The following is a 15,104-nucleotide window of genomic DNA, read 5'->3' as shown; positions in this document are numbered from 1 at the left end:
GCTGGTGCGGTTCAGCTACGCGGCGACACCCCTCGGCCCCGCAAGGCAGAACCTCGATTAATGGCCGCCAGCCACCAGCACGCCCGAAGCCGCCAGGCTGAGCACCAGCACTTCAAGTATGGCAATTACCGCCATGATCCACTGCTTTTGCCGCAGCAGACCAATGGCAAGCTGCACAAAGCAGATGATGGTGAGTGCCGCAAGAAAAGCGATACCAATGAAATTGCATAGATCGCCCTTCCCCACAAGGGCAAGCCAGCCCCAACCCTGAGGAATGTTGCCTGCGGCCCGGTAGGCGGCAGCATTTTGAGTCCACAGGTGCGGCATTTCACTCAGGGGAATCTGCGGCGTCAGCACGCCGAAGACATAGAGTGCGTAGGTAATCAGCATGGTAACAAAGCCAAGCAGAGCGCCGTAGAACAAGGTATCGGCATAGCGCAGCTGCGCGGGGGAGGCCTTAATGTCGTTCTTCAGATCAGTGGTCATTTTATTCTCCCTTCTGTTCAAGCGTATCCGGTGCGGCTTACCAGCCAAGACCCTTCATGAGGGCCTTGGCCCCAGAAAAGAAGAGCACGCCAATAACCATGTAGCGGATAAACTTGGGCTTGGCCTTGGCAAGCAGACGCACACCCACCACAGAACCAAGCATGAGGCCCACGATGGAAGGCACAGCCATGAGCGGAATAACGCAGCCCTGGTTCAGATACACCCAGGCAGCAGACGTATCGGTGATGGAAAGCAGGAATTTGGAAGTACCCACGGCCACCTTGAGGGGCGCGCCCATGAGCAGATTGAGCACAGGCACGTTGGCCCAGCCAGCGCCAAGGCCGAACATACCGGCCATGATGCCAATGGCGATGAACAGCAGCAGGCCAGCCAGGGTGCGATGGGTTTTCCATTCCACCACTTCACCGGTGCTGGGTTCAAGAAACACGCCATTCATGCCAAGGGCCATGCCAATGGCGTCCTGGGTGTTGACAACCGGGCGCACAGAGTTTTTGGAAAGCAGCAGCAGCACGGCAATACCAAGAATGGTCGCGCCAAGGCATGTCTGAATGATATGGGTGGGCAGCGCCAAACCAAGCATGGCACCCACAATGGCGCATGCCGAAGCAATCAGCGCCACAGGCAGGGCCAGGCGCAGGTTGGCAAAATTACGGCGCAAAAGACCAGGGCCAGCAGCCAGCGCGCCCGCAAGGGCCACCATCAGGCCTGCGCCTCGCACAAAGTCGAGGTGGAAGGGGAAAAACCCGCTCACCAGCGGCACAAAAAGCACGCCACCGCCAACGCCTGCCATAACGGCGATGACGCCAAGGACAAAACAGAAAAACAGCAGGGCCAGCGGCCAGTACCACCAGGGGTGGTTGTCGATGGCGGCAGCCTCAAGGCCCTGGGCAACGGTTTGGGTTGCGGCGGGCGCAGCCTGCACCGAAGTTTCGGCGCTTGCCACAGTCACTACTGCCGGGGCCTGCTGGGCTGCATTTTCTGCCTGAGCACTTGCGGCAACAGAAGCAGCCGGAAGCGTCTTGTCTTCCTGCGCCGATGCCGGGCAGGCCAGCCACAGGCACAACGCCACAGGCAGCAGAATGAACTTTACCACAAAATTCTCAGCCCCGCTGTTCGGGGTTCTTTGGAAATCAAAAGCCATTGTTTCCCCCTTGCGGCCTTTTGCCGACGCAAGTTTATTTACGGTCAGCAGAAGTTAGGTTGGAATGGGGGGAGTTCGCTATCAGGAGAATCCTGATTTGTGAAAAAATGACTAAGGGATTTCCCCAGAGGGGGAAGGGGGGGCCTGCGCGGCGGGGGCAAGGGGGTGCGCCCGTGAGGCGGGGGATGGGTTTTGATCTTGCTGCCCTTCGGGCGCGGAGTTTTTCGCCTACAGGCGATTGGGACGCCTGCGCGGCGCGCGGGTGCGCCCGTGAGGCGAGGGATGAGTTTTGATCTGCTGCCCTTCGGGCACGGAGTTTTTCGCCTACAGGCGATTGGGACGCCTGCGCGGCGTGCGGGTGCGCCCGTGAGGCGAGGGATGAGTTTTGATCTGCTGCCCTTCGGGCACGGAGTTTTTCGCCTACAGGCGATTGGGACGCCTGCGCGGCGTGCGGGTGCGCCCGTGAGGCGAGGGATGAGTTTTGATCTGCTGCCCTTCGGGCACGGAGTTTTTCGCCTACAGGCGATTGGGACGCCTGCGCGGCGTGCGGGTGCGCCCGTGAGGCGAGGGATGAGCTTTGATCTGCTGCCCTTCGGGCACGGAGTTTTTCGCCTACAGGCGATTGGGACGCCTGCGCGGCGCGCGGCAAGGTGGGGCCGGTTATGGGGCTGCGCCCCCATCGCGGGCCCCCTTGCATCCCCCCCGAAGCACCCCCAAGAAGGTTCTCAGCTTCCATGAGGTTGCGAGGGCACGCGTCTTGTGCTGCGGGAGCTTCCCTCACTCGCTACGCTCATTCAGGTGATCTCCCTCCGCGACGCGTAAATGCCAGAGCACGCTGCCGCTTTGAATGAACAGCCGCTTCAGCTAAATACCGCAATTATATCTGACCGTTAATAACACGCCTTGATAAACCCATACCTACTTGTAGGTTGCGATGCCTTTGCCGTTTGCACCAAACTATTGCTGTTATTTGCTTCTCGCATTTTCTTGTATTTCTGCATTTGCAGCCTTTCGCCGCCCTTCATCAAAAGCGGGGCGTGGCGTCACCTTCCTTAAACTCGCCGCAGCGCAAGCGGAGGCGATGGCTGGTGTTGAGTGAATTTGCAAAATACGCATTTTTCTGGCCTGACAAGGAAAAATCCGGTTTTTAAGCGCAGTGTACTCAAGTACGTGAGCATTAAAAAACGGATTTTGACGCCGTCAGGCCCAAAAAGTCGGGTTTGCGCAAATGCGCTCGACAGGCTCTCCCCGCGCTACCAAACACTCCCCTGCCTTTTCACTTCTTCTGCCTTCAAAAACGTACCGCCAGCCATTGCTACACCTTCACAAGCCCATGTCGAATGGCAATCTTGACCAGATCCCCCACAGACCCTGCCTGCAACTTGGTAAGCAGATTGTACTTGTGGGTTTCTACGGTCTTGGGGCTGATATACAACTCTGCGGCAATGCTCTTCACGCTCATGCCGTCTGCCAGCAGGCGAAATATCTCTTTCTCGCGCGGCGAAAGCGCGCTCAAATCAGCCCCGGCATCGGCATTGGCGGTATCGGCAGCCTCGCGCCGCTGGCGCAGCATGGTCGCCACCCGCCCGCCAGGATCGGGAAAACTCAAAAAAATTTCGCCCCGCCGCACGCTTTCAATGGCACGCAGCAGCACACCCGGCGATTCAGACTTGCGCACATGCCCCATGATGCCAAGATCAATAAGCTCTGGCAGCCAGCGCTGGTCTTCATGCCCGGTGTACACGAGAATACGGGTCTTGGGCTGTACCTCAAGCACCGCACGCCCGGTTTCAAGGCCATTCATGCCGGGCATGCCAAGATCAAGCACCAGCAGCTGCGGTTGCAACGACGCGGCCAGCGCCACGGCCTCACCGCCGGTCAGCGCCATGCCCACAACCCGCAGATGCCCGTAGGGCGCAAGCAGACTGCGCACGCCCTCCATAAGCAGCTTGTGGTCATCCACCAGCAGGATGCGGCAAATTTCGCCCGGAATATCACCCATAGACACGGCCTTGCGACTGACGCAGCAAATGTTTCGGCCAGCTTAAAAACAACTGGCCGGAGGCACACGCCCCACCAAACGGGCCAAGGGTGACAAATTTTTTATAAAATGAACAGAGAGGCCAGGCCCAAAAAGATAAAAAAACCTGCGCCGTCGGTGATGGTAGTAAGAAAAATACTCGAAGCCTGCGCCGGATCACGCCCAAGCGCACGAAAAATAAGAGGAATAGAACCGCCAGCCACAGCACCCAGCAGCATGTCGCACAAAAGCGCCCCGCCCATAACCGCGCCCACCATGGGCAGGCCGGTAAACCACCAGGCCGCAAAAAATGCCACCACGGCCATGGCCATGCCGGTGACAATGCCAATCTTGCCCTCGCGCACCACGGCCATCCAGGCTTTTTTTTGGTCAAACCTGTCGGTGGCCAACTGCCGGATCATAACCGCCAGGGCCTGCTGCCCGGTATTGCCCGCCTGGTTTGCCACCATGGGCATAAGCACGGCCAGCACGGCCATCTGGGCTATGGAACCCTCAAACATGTAGACCACAGAGGCAGAAAGCGCAGAATTGATCATATTCACAAACAGCCACGGCAGGCGTTTGCGCACGCTCTCAAGCCAGGGGGTATCCACGCTTTCTTCCGGGTCGGCACCCACCATGCCCAGCATGTCGGCGCTGGCTTCTTCGTGCATGATGTCCATGATGTCGTCGTAGGTCACCACGCCGAGAATATGCCCCTCGTTGTCCACAACGGGCATGGCCAGAAAATTGTAGTGCGAAAGTAGGCTGGCCACTTCGCGCTCGTCCGTATCATAGGTAACGCTCACCACGCTCTGACCCGAAACAGCGTCGCCCACAATGGTTCCGGGCCGCGCAAGCATAAGGTCGCGCAACGAAAGCACGCCCACCAGCACCTGATGCTCGTCCACCACATAGGCGTAGTACGGGCTTTCCTTGTCGGCCATTTCGCTGCGGATGTGGGCAATGGCCTCGTCTGCCGTAAAATTCTTTTCCAGCAGTATGAGCTCGGTGTTCATGACACCGCCCGCTGAATCCGGATCAAAATTGAGCAGGCTGCGCAATTCTTCCGAATCTTCGCGGTCGAGCTTTTCCAGCAGGGCATCGCGGTGATCTTCGTCCAGCTCGTCCAGCACGTCGGCGGCGTCGTCTGGCGACATTTCGGCGATAATCTGGGCGGCTACGTCGTCATCCAGATTTTCCAGCACGTCCACAGCCATGTTTTCGTCCAGCTCGGCCAACGCCTCGGCGGCGTCCTCCTTGGACATGCGGCTCAGTGTGCTGACCTGCTTTTCAAGACTCAGATTCTCAAGATGGTCGGCCATGTCGGCCGGATGCACAAATTCTGCATCGGGATATTCCGCTGCAAAATCGTCATCAAAGGCATGGGCCTGATCAGAGGCGGCAGAGGCCGCACTGGCGGCAGAAGGAGTGCTGTCGGGCGAAAGGGAAGGGGATTCTGCCTGCGGCTGTGCGCCACCCGGCTGTTCGGCAGGCCGGGAGCGGAAATTTTCGTTGTGCAGATCAGCCATGGCGCGCCTTTATCCAGTCTGTACCCAAGGTGGAACCGTCACGCCCAGAGACGCAACAAAACAACAAGGAGCCCAGGGCCCCGCCCAAACTGTCGGCAAGATCGGCAGTCACAAAACGCCCGCCAATGGCGGATGTTGCAGGCCCGGCTGCGGGCGTGCTGCCTGCCCGCGCTGCCTGCACGCAGGCCAGCCCCGCCTCCTGGCCCGGCCCACTGTAGTACAAAATGGGGCAGATTGTCGCCAGCTTTGCTGGCTTGTGAAAAAACTCATGATGTCCCGGCTGCTTGACGCGAAACACGGGGCATTCTATCTATTACAGCACACCCGTATTGGGCAACCGCCACAATAGGGCCATATTTACAGTCTTGTGCGGTGTACTGCACACGCCCTGACGGGCGAGTTTTCACTTAGCACGCACAAGAAATGGGGACAAGCGCAATGTTCACGCCCTGGGCCGCCTTTTTCTCTCCAGAAGGTCAGCGGCTGCTCCAAAAATCCATCGACCTCGCCCTTGAGGAAGACGGCCCCGAAATGACCGCCCTCGGTCTTTTCGCCCCCGATGCCTCCATGAACGCCGTCATCCGCGCCAAGGAAGACACACTTGTGGTGGGTCTGCCGGTTATTGGCGCTGTTTTCAAAAGCCTTGGCGCGCCCTTTACCTGGCGGGCCCTGGTAAGGGAAGCGAGCACGGTTGCGGCCATGACCGAAGTAGCCCACATAAGCGCGCCTGCCACAGCCATGCTCAAGGCAGAGCGCGTTATTCTCAATTTTATCACCCATCTTTCGGGCATTGCCAACCTTACCGCGTGCTATGTGCGGGAACTGGAAGGCACAGGCGTGCGCCTGCTCGACACACGCAAAACCACACCCGGTTTGCGCTGGCCCGAAAAATACGCGGTGCAGGCAGGCGGCGGGCACAACCACCGCAAAAACCTCACCGAAATGCTCATGCTCAAAGACAACCACATCGATGCCGCCGGTTCCATCACCGCCGCAGTGGCTGCGCTCCGGGCGTGCTACACGCCCTGCCCGCCCATTGAGGTGGAGTGCCGCACCCTCGACCATGTGCGCGAAGCCGTGGAGGCCAGGGCCGACCGCATCATGATGGACAACATGGACGGCCAGCGCCTTTCGCAGGCACTTGCCCTTGTGCCGGGCTCTATCGAAACGGAAGTCAGCGGTGGCGTGCGGCTTGAAACCATCCGCGCGCTGGCGCTCACAGAGCCGCGCAGGCCAGACTTCATTTCTGTCGGGCGGCTGACCCATTCCGCCGTGTCGGCGGATTTCAGCATGACCCTGCTGGCCGTCTAGTGGACGCAGTATAACGTGCCATCAGCCACCGTTACCCCGGCGCGCCGCAAACAGTGGCAACAGTACGGCGGCATTGCGACAACACCGTGACAGCAGCGGAACAAATTTCCATATCTGCGCATTCTTTTCCATACCGCTTTCGAGGAACCACACTATGCAAGACACAAGCACAGCCATCGCATCCCTGAAAAAACAGCTGGGCGCGAATTTGTGCATCATGGGCCACCATTACCAGAACGATGCCATCGTGCGCCACTGCGATATCACGGGCGATTCGCTGGAGCTTGCCCGACGCGTTCCCGGCATCGAGGCGGCCCACATTGTCTTTTGCGGCGTGTACTTCATGGGCGAATCTGCGGCCCTGCTGGCCAAACCCGGCCAGAACGTGCATCTGCCAAGCATGGATGCCGACTGCCTCATGTCGCGCCAAACGCCAGCCCCTCTTGCCCGCAAGGTGCTGGAGCAGCTGACCGCCATGGGCCGCAAGATCATACCGCTGGCCTACGTCAACACCGATCTGGCCCTCAAGGCCGTGGTGGGCGAATTTGGCGGTGCGGTGTGTACCTCGGCCAATGCCAGAATCATGCTGCGCTGGGCGCTTGATCAGGGCGACGGCGTGCTCTTTCTGCCCGACCGCCATCTGGGCAACAATACCGCCGAGGCCCTTGGCATCGGGCAGGCTGAACGCCACGTGCTGCGCGTGGGCGCTGCCGGTCTTGTGCAGCCCGAAACGCAGGCCCTTGACCGCAAGCTGCTGCTCTGGCCCGGCTGTTGCGCCATCCACGCGCGCTTTGAGCCCGATGATGTGGAAGCCATACGCTCCCAGCATCCCGGTTGCCGCGTTATCGCCCATCCCGAATGCAGGCAGGAAGTTATCGAAGCCTGTGACGGCGCGGGTTCCACCTCGTATCTCATCAAGGAGGCGGCCCGGGTTGCCGCCGAGGCTCCCGGCTCCACGCTGGTTGTCGGCACGGAAAACAATCTTGTGTACCGCCTGGCCGAGCGCCACGCGGGCCAGTGTACAATTATGCCCCTTGGCCACGCTGTTTGCGGCAACATGGCCAAGGTTACGGAAAAAAAGCTTCTGGCCACGCTGCAAAACGTGGCCGCCGGAGCAGCCTCGCCTCTGCAAATAGAGGAGAAACTCTGCCCCCCCGCCCGTCTCTCCCTAACCCGCATGCTTGAAGCCTGCGGAAACTGAGGTTTGCGACGTGAATTCTATTCGCCGTCATGTGCCTGTGCTCATCATCGGCTCCGGCGTTGCCGGGTGTACCGCTGCGCTCACACTGGCCGATTCGGGATGTGATGTTCTGCTGCTCAATGCCGGCGACAGGCTGGCCGATGGTAACTCTGAACTTGCCCAGGGCGGCATTATCTATCAGGCCACGCCCACGCCAGAGCATCCATCAGACGCGCTGGCGCTGGAAAAGGACATCCTGGTTGCCGGGCACAATTACAACTACAACAAGGCCGTCAACTTTCTGTGCGCCCAGGGGCCGGTATGCGTTGATGAAGTGCTGATCAACCGCGCCCAGGTTCCCTTTGACCGCAACGAGGACGGCACATTCAACCTCACACGCGAGGGCGGGCACTCTACCCCGCGCATTCTGCACTGCGCCGATTTTTCGGGCCGCGCCATCATGGACGGCCTGAGTGCCCAGGTGCTGGCCCACCCGCGCATTACGCGCCTGCACCGCCGCGCCGCCATCGACCTTTTGACCAGCCACCACCACGCACGGGCCTCGCAGTACCGCTACGAAGTACGCAACCGCTGCCTGGGAGCCTACGTGCTCAACGAGGAAACCGGCGAAACAGAAACCATTCTGGCCGACTGGACCGTGCTTGCCACTGGCGGCGTGGGGCAGGTGTTTCTGCATTCCACCAACGCTCCCGGCTGCGTGGGCACGGGCGTTTCCATGGCTTTTCGCGCGGGCGTTGACCTCGCCAACCTCGAATTCATGCAGTTTCACCCCACAGCCCTGTACGAGGAACGCAGCAACCGCCGTTCGCTCATCACCGAGGCCATGCGCGGCGAGGGTGCGCGCCTGCTCGACCACAAGGGCCGCGCCTTCATGCGCGATCACGATCCCAGGGGCGACCTTGCCCCGCGCGATGTGGTGGCCCAGGCCATGATGGACGAAATGCTGCACAACGGCGCGCCCTGCCTGTACCTGGACGTGAGCGGCGTGGAGCAGGATATTCCCACGCGTTTTCCCACTGTATACGAAAAATGCCGCGAGGCGGGCGTGGATATTCTCAAGGAACCCATTCCCGTGGTTCCCGCCGCCCACTATTTCTGCGGCGGCGTACTCACCGATGTTCATGGCCGCACCTCGCTGCACGGCCTCTACGCCATTGGCGAATGCGCCTGTACCGGCCTGCACGGGGCCAACCGGCTTGCCAGCACCTCGCTGCTTGAGGCATTGGTATGGGGCGTGAGCAGCGGCAAGGATCTGGCCCACCGCGTGATGGCCGAGAGCGGCCTGCCCAAGGCTCTGGCCGCCGCCATTCCCGACTGGCGGCACGAGGGCGACGAGCGCAGGGACGACCCCGCCCTTGTGGCCCAGGACTGGACCAATATCCGCAATACCATGTGGAACTATGTGGGCATTGCCCGCACAGAGGCGCGCCTGCGCCGGGCTTTTGAAGACATGCGAGACCTTGTGCGGCATATCCACGACTTTTACAAGCGCACGCGCATTTCGCGGCGGCTGGTGGATCTTTTCCACGGATCGCAAACATCGTACATTATCACCCAGGCCGCGCTGCGCAACAAGGTGAGCATTGGCTGCCACCACCGCGTGGAATGATTTGCGCAAAATATTCAGCGCAAAGTGAGTTACCTGGGGTGACGTGCGCCCACGGTTTGTGCCGGATTGTTCGCCCTGCGGGCTGCCGCCAGAATGATGCGGCAGGATGTCACAGAACGAAAGGCAGTCCCCTGCCCTCTGCGCAAGCAGGCTGAACACTGTAGTCACGGCTGTACAGGCCGCGCCACGCTGCATGGCCGCAAAGTGCCAAGCTGGAGAATTCTGAATGAAAAAAGCGTATCTGGCCGCCGCCATTGTTATTCTGCTGGCTGCGGGTGTTATGGGGCTTATGTTTGGCCTGAGCCCTCTTGTTGAAGGGCAGGTACACCGGGGCATCCAGAACATCGGCATTTCCGGCGACGGCATCACAACGCAGGCCGCTGTGGACAGGGTGGAATTTTCGCCCCTCTCCCGCACGCTCACCCTGTACGGTCTGCGCCTGCGGGGCGAAACACCGCAAGGCCCCCTTTCTTATGAGGTGGCCGAGGTATCGCTGCGCATTCCCCTGCGCATGCTGCTGGCCTATACGCCACTGCGGCCCATGGTGCTGAAAGAGCCGCGCATGATGCCCGTGGCCGAAAACATCGTACTGCGCAACCTGAGCACGCGTTCGCCAGATTTTCGCGCTTCTGTGCAGCGAGAAGAAATCAACGAGCTGCGCTGCCAGAGCGAGCTGGTGGGCCGGTTTCTCGACGGTGCTCCCATCGACGCCCTGGCCGCCACCTACCTTATGGGCGCAGACAGGGCGCACAGCTTCTTTTTGAGCGTAAACATGCCGGGCAAGGACGGCCTGGCCCAGCTGACCATCAAGGAATCGCTTGTGCAGGGCTGGGAGGGCGCGTCCATTGCGCTGATGCGCATTGACGACGTGCAGAGCCGCCTTAACGGTCAGGAAAGCATGCGCATGGGCAGCTTTGAAGCCAGCGGCGTCACCCTGCCGGAGCTTGGCCTCGTACACCGCCTCATGGATGCCGCTGCCGTGGGCGAACACGACATGGAGGCCGCTGTAAAAACCCTTGGCCCCGTGCTGGAAGAAATTCTGGCTGCCGACCCGCCGCTTGTGCGGCAGGTGCGTGCCAGCGGCATGGCCTTTTCTGTAGAAAACGGCAGCGTTACCGTTGGTGAGGCTGGTTTTGACTGGCTTTCCAATTCGCCGCGCCACACCACAAGCTTTATCAGCAATCTTGCTGCCCCTCGCAGCCTGATTCAGGTTTCATCGGGCTTTCTCGCGCCTGCCCTCAAGGCAAACATGACCTTTGAGAGCATGGCCCAGAGCTCGTCGTCGCACAAAAAAACCTTTTCGCTCAAGGCCGAAAACCTCGCCGATGTGGACTGCTCGCTGATCCTGTACGATGCGGGCATCATCAGCACCAGTGAACAGGCCCTTCTGCTGCAAAGCTTCAGCGACCTGAATCTTGCTATCAAAGATCGCGGGGCCATGGCATGGCTGGGGCTCAATCTTTCGCACGATGGCCGTGCTGCGGCCACGGCCGTGCAGCTTAGCCTCCACAAGGGGCTGGAGCTGAACCCCACCCCGCAGAACAAGGCCATCCGCGAGGCGCTGCTGGCCTTTGTGCAGCGGCCCGGCAAGCTTGAGATCACAAGCGTGCGCGGCCAGCGCATCGGCATTTTACAGCTGCTGGGCGCCCTCGGCGACCCCGGCACGCTTTTTGGCTGTACTGCCGCCCCCGGCCCCAAAACGCTTGAAGAACAGATCAACGCCCTGGCGGCTCAGGCCGCCCAAACCTCCGCCCCCGTCGAAACAGCGGGAAAGTAACACATGCGCAAACTCTGCCTTAGAAAAAATGAAGACCGTCGCCTGCGCGCCGGGCATCTGTGGGTATTCGCCAACGAAGTGGACGTAAAACAAAGCCCGCTCACAGACTTTGCCCCCGGCGAGGCCGCAACCCTGTGCGACTGGCGCGGCGCGCCGCTTGGCAGCGTGTGCGTCAACCCGGCATCGCTTATCTGTGCCCGGCTGCACAGCCGCAAGCCCGATACGGACATGGACGAGGCCCTGCTTGTTCAAAGGCTGGAATCGGCCCTGGCCCTGCGCCAGCGCCTCTACCCCGCCCCCTGGTACCGGCTTTGCCACGGCGAGGGCGATTTTTTGCCCGGCCTTGTCATAGACCGCTACGGCGACCACCTCACCGTGCAGGTAACCACGGCGGGCATGGAGCTGCGCCGCGAGGCGCTCACCGCCGCCCTGCATGCCGTTGTACGCCCAGGCTCCATACTCTGGGCCAACGACCTTGCCGCACGCGGGCTTGAAAATCTCTCGCGCGAGCAACAGAGCGAGGGCAGCCTGCCCGAACGCCTTGAAGTGCCCGAAGGCAACTGCCGTTTTTACGCACCCTGCGCCACGGGTCAGAAAACAGGCTGGTTTTATGATCAGCGCCCCAACAGGGCCGAGTTCGCACGCTACGCCAAGGATGCCGATGTGCTCGACATCTTCAGCTATGTTGGCGGCTTTGGCGTCAGCGCCGCTGCTGCCGGGGCCCGCTCTGTCACATTTATCGACGCATCGGCCCAGGCCCTTGGTTTTGCGCAGGAAAACGCAAAAGCCAACGCCCCCGCCTGCGAAGCGCATACCCTGTGCGGAGATGCCTTTGACCTGCTGCGTCAGCTGCGCGACGAGGGCCGCCGCTTTCAGGCCATCAGCCTTGATCCCCCGGCCTTCATCAAACGCCGCAAGGATGCCGCCCTGGGACTGGCCGCCTACAAACAGGCCAATGATCTGGCCGTGCAGCTGCTTGCGCCGGGGGGCATACTTGCCACGTCTTCCTGCTCGCACCATCTCGAAGTGCAGGCCCTGCGCGGCTGCTTGACGCAGGCTGCCACCAAGCGCAAACTGCATGCCCGTATTTTGTTTGCCGGAGGTCAGGGGCCGGATCATCCCATCCATGCCGCCATGCCCGAAACGGCCTATTTGAAGTGCTTTATTGCCCAGGTGGGCGCTTAACCACAAGGATTTGACATGCTGAACAAAGTTCGCCTGCTCACCCCCGGCCCCACGCCTCTGCCGGAGCGCGTGCGTCTTGTGCTCGCCAAAGACATGATCCACCACCGCAAAAGTGAATTCAAGGCCATGATGGGCAGGGTTCAGGAACGGCTGCGCGTGCTGTTTGGCACGGCAGATGTGGTGTTGCCCCTCTCCTGTTCCGGCACGGGCGCCATGACGGCGGCGGTCTACAGCCTGTTCAGCCCCGGCCAGCGTGTGCTGGTGGTAGAGGGCGGCAAATTCGGCCAGCGCTGGCGCGAAATTGCCGTTTCGCGCGGGCTTGAAACCACCACCATCGAAGTGCCGTGGGGCGAAGCCGTTGATCCGCAGGCTGTTGCCACAGCCCTCAAGGCCGACCCCTCCATTGCGGGCGTGCTTGTGCAGCATTCCGAAACCTCCACCGGCGTGCTGCACCCGGTGGAAGAAGTGGCCCGCATCACCAGGGAAACCGACACCCTGCTGCTGGTGGACGGCATTTCTGCCGTGAGCCTGGCCCCCTGCCCCATGGACCAGTGGGGTATCGACTGCCTGGTTACTGGCTCGCAAAAAGGCCTTATGCTGCCCCCCGGCCTTGCGCTGCTGGCGCTCTCGCCACGCGCCTGGAAACGGGCCGAAAGCCTCACGCCCGGATGCTTCTATTTTAACCTGCCCAAGGAAAAGGCCAAGGTAGCCCAGGGGCAAACCCTGTTTACCTCGGCTGTAAATCTTGTGGCCGGGCTGGACGAAAGCCTGGAGATGCTGCTGGAAAATGGCCTTGATGCCATTTATGCCAAGCAGTGGGCGCTGACCATGCTGACCCGCACGGGCGTGGCCGCCATGGGCCTTGAGCTCTACGCCAAAACCCATTTTGCCTGGGGCATCACCAGCGTCATGCTGCCTGCGGGTGTTGACGGCACAGAGGTGCTGCGCATCGCCATGGAAAAATACGGCGTGTGCATGGCTGGCGGGCAAGACCACATGAAGGGCCGCATGGTGCGCATAGGCCATATGGGCTGGGTTGACTGGGCCGATCTGGTGGCCGGGCTGCACGCCCTCAACAGGGGTATCATTGAAGCCGGTGGACACTGCGGCTCGCGTGACTATCTTGAAGAAGCACTGGCCGCCTACCGCGCAGCCCTTGCTGGCAAGCCGGGCGAAATACCGCGCCTTATACACAGCTAGACCGCGCACGCAGCCTTGCAGGCCGCCAGCTCTTGCGCTGGCGGCAAAAGCTTGTATGTTGAAGCAACATACAGCAACCCGCTGTTACCGTAACCAAATTTGAGCCACGAGGTCGCCATGAGTGACAATACATGCGGCTGCAAGGCCGACGGCCCCATGCCGGAAGTGACATTTTCAACCTTTGTTATTTCCCTGGCATCATCGGCTCTGGTGCATCTGGGCGAAGTGCCAAACCCCGAAACCGGCGGAACGGAAACAAGCCTGCCCCTGGCAAAGCACAGCATTGACGTTCTTGAAATGCTGCGCGCCAAGACAGAAAACGGCCTGGAAGAACAGGAGCGCAAACTGCTGGAAAGCATTCTTTACGAGCTGCGCATGAAGTTTGTGATAAAGTGCGGGCCAGACTGCGCCTGCCAGTCAAAAAAAGCCTGAGGCACCACGGGGCAGCACTGTCCCGTCACTACCATTGACCATACAGTTTCAAAGGATCAGCGGCATGAAGACAATCAATGTGGGTCTGGTGGGTATTACCGGCTACGCGGGCATGGAACTGACGCGGCTTCTCGTAAGCCACCCCTCCATGCGCCTTGCCATGGCCTGTTCGCGGGCAGAATCGGGCAAGCGGCTGGGGGATTTTTATCCTTTTCTGAACCACATGCCCGGCGCGGATGTGGTCATCAGCGTTTTTGACCCGCAGGAAGCCGCCCGTCAGTGCGACGTGGTTTTTCTTGCCGTGCCCGCAGGCACTGCCATGGACATGGCCGAAATGCTGCTGCGCGAAGGCGTGAAGGTTGTTGACCTTTCGGCAGATTTTCGCCTGCGCGATCCCGAAACATACGCCACATGGTACAAGCGCGAACACGTCTGCACCGATCTGCTGCACAAGGCTGTTTATGGCCTGCCAGAACTGTACGCCGCTGAAATCGCCAAGGCCAAGCTCATCGCCAACCCCGGCTGCTACCCCACATCGGTCATTCTTGGTCTGTACGCTGCCATAAAGAACAACATGGTGCATACCGACGATATCGTGGTGGACGCCAAATCCGGGGCCACCGGCGCTGGCCGCAAGGCTGTTGTGCCCACGCTGTTCTGCGAAATTTCCGACAATTTCCGCGCCTACGGCCTGCCCACGCACCGCCATACGCCCGAAATCGAGCAGGAAATTTCGCTGCTGGCTGGCCACGACATAACACTTTCATTCAACACGCACATTTTGCCCACCAACCGGGGCATTTTGTCCACCATCTACACCAAGCTCAAAAACCCCGCCACCACTCTGGACGAAGTGCGCGAGGTATTTACCCGCACGTGGGAGCACAGCCCCTGGGTGCGCATCTTGCCCAAGGGGGCACTGCCCGAAACGCGTTTTGTGCGCGGCAGCATGTTCTGCGACCTGGGTCTTGTGGTAGACCCCCGTACAGGGCGGCTGATCATTATCTCTGCCATCGACAACCTGTGCAGGGGTGCATCGGGCCAGGCCATGGCCAACGCCAACCTCATGTGCGGGCTGCCCGTGGGGACAGGGCTCGACATGCTGGCCCCGCTGGCATAGGCGAATTATTCAAGGCACGGCAGAAAGGCTTTTTATTCCTGCTGGATACAGCACTTGCCAGCAGCGGTA

12 protein-coding genes are annotated in these 15,104 nt (G+C 60.5%); 8 read left to right on the top strand and 4 right to left on the bottom strand.

The genetic code is table 11. The features are described 5' to 3' along the window. Nucleotides 1-57: 57 nt before the first annotated feature. The 4 genes from ACE3NW_RS04090 to mgtE form a co-directional block, all read right to left on the bottom strand. A complete protein-coding gene (locus ACE3NW_RS04090) occupies nucleotides 58-486 on the bottom strand; it encodes a DUF1634 domain-containing protein (protein WP_374280653.1) in 429 nt (142 codons plus the stop codon). A 37-nt stretch (nucleotides 487-523) separates the two neighbouring features. Next, nucleotides 524-1,648: a sulfite exporter TauE/SafE family protein gene (locus ACE3NW_RS04085; protein WP_374280651.1), complete on the bottom strand. Its 1,125-nt coding sequence runs from the start codon at nucleotides 1,646-1,648 to the stop codon at nucleotides 524-526. Between the two features lie 1,315 nt (nucleotides 1,649-2,963). Continuing rightward, on the bottom strand, nucleotides 2,964-3,650 hold the full coding sequence (locus ACE3NW_RS04080; protein ID WP_374280649.1) for a response regulator: 687 nt from the start codon (nucleotides 3,648-3,650) through the stop codon (nucleotides 2,964-2,966). A 101-nt stretch (nucleotides 3,651-3,751) separates the two neighbouring features. Continuing rightward, nucleotides 3,752-5,200 (bottom strand): magnesium transporter, encoded by a 1,449-nt coding sequence (mgtE, locus tag ACE3NW_RS04075; protein ID WP_374280647.1) that lies wholly within the window; start codon nucleotides 5,198-5,200, stop codon nucleotides 3,752-3,754. A gap of 438 nt (nucleotides 5,201-5,638) precedes the next feature. Here mgtE and nadC point away from each other — a divergent pair, with 438 nt between their 5' ends. The 8 genes from nadC (at nucleotide 5,639) to argC (ending at nucleotide 15,035) form a co-directional block, all read left to right on the top strand. Then, nucleotides 5,639-6,511, top strand: a complete 873-nt coding sequence (nadC, locus tag ACE3NW_RS04070) for a carboxylating nicotinate-nucleotide diphosphorylase (protein ID WP_374280645.1) — start codon at nucleotides 5,639-5,641, stop codon at nucleotides 6,509-6,511. A 154-nt stretch (nucleotides 6,512-6,665) separates the two neighbouring features. Then, nucleotides 6,666-7,712, top strand: coding sequence for a quinolinate synthase NadA (nadA, locus tag ACE3NW_RS04065; protein WP_374280643.1), 1,047 nt, complete (start codon nucleotides 6,666-6,668; stop codon nucleotides 7,710-7,712). Between the two features lie 10 nt (nucleotides 7,713-7,722). After that, complete coding sequence (gene nadB / locus ACE3NW_RS04060) at nucleotides 7,723-9,321, top strand: L-aspartate oxidase (protein WP_374280641.1); 1,599 nt, start codon at nucleotides 7,723-7,725, stop codon at nucleotides 9,319-9,321. A 226-nt stretch (nucleotides 9,322-9,547) separates the two neighbouring features. Then, nucleotides 9,548-11,098 carry a hypothetical protein gene (locus tag ACE3NW_RS04055; protein WP_374280639.1) on the top strand — a complete coding sequence of 517 codons (1,551 nt, stop codon included), beginning with the start codon at nucleotides 9,548-9,550 and terminating at the stop codon, nucleotides 11,096-11,098. Between the two features lie 3 nt (nucleotides 11,099-11,101). Next, nucleotides 11,102-12,283: a class I SAM-dependent rRNA methyltransferase gene (locus tag ACE3NW_RS04050; RefSeq protein WP_374280637.1), complete on the top strand. Its 1,182-nt coding sequence runs from the start codon at nucleotides 11,102-11,104 to the stop codon at nucleotides 12,281-12,283. Between the two features lie 15 nt (nucleotides 12,284-12,298). Next, nucleotides 12,299-13,483 (top strand): alanine--glyoxylate aminotransferase family protein, encoded by a 1,185-nt coding sequence (locus ACE3NW_RS04045; RefSeq protein WP_374280635.1) that lies wholly within the window; start codon nucleotides 12,299-12,301, stop codon nucleotides 13,481-13,483. A gap of 117 nt (nucleotides 13,484-13,600) precedes the next feature. Then, the gene (locus ACE3NW_RS04040; protein WP_374280633.1) at nucleotides 13,601-13,915 is read left to right on the top strand and encodes a DUF1844 domain-containing protein; all 315 of its coding nucleotides are present in this window, start codon (nucleotides 13,601-13,603) and stop codon (nucleotides 13,913-13,915) included. Between the two features lie 64 nt (nucleotides 13,916-13,979). Then, nucleotides 13,980-15,035: an N-acetyl-gamma-glutamyl-phosphate reductase gene (gene argC, locus ACE3NW_RS04035; RefSeq protein WP_374280631.1), complete on the top strand. Its 1,056-nt coding sequence runs from the start codon at nucleotides 13,980-13,982 to the stop codon at nucleotides 15,033-15,035. The last annotated feature ends 69 nt before the right edge of the window (nucleotides 15,036-15,104 follow it).

Source organism: Desulfovibrio sp. (assembly GCF_041907885.1).
GTDB lineage: Bacteria > Desulfobacterota > Desulfovibrionia > Desulfovibrionales > Desulfovibrionaceae > Desulfovibrio.
Note: the sequence above shows the minus strand (reverse complement) of the source record. Positions and strands in the feature narration are given on the sequence as shown.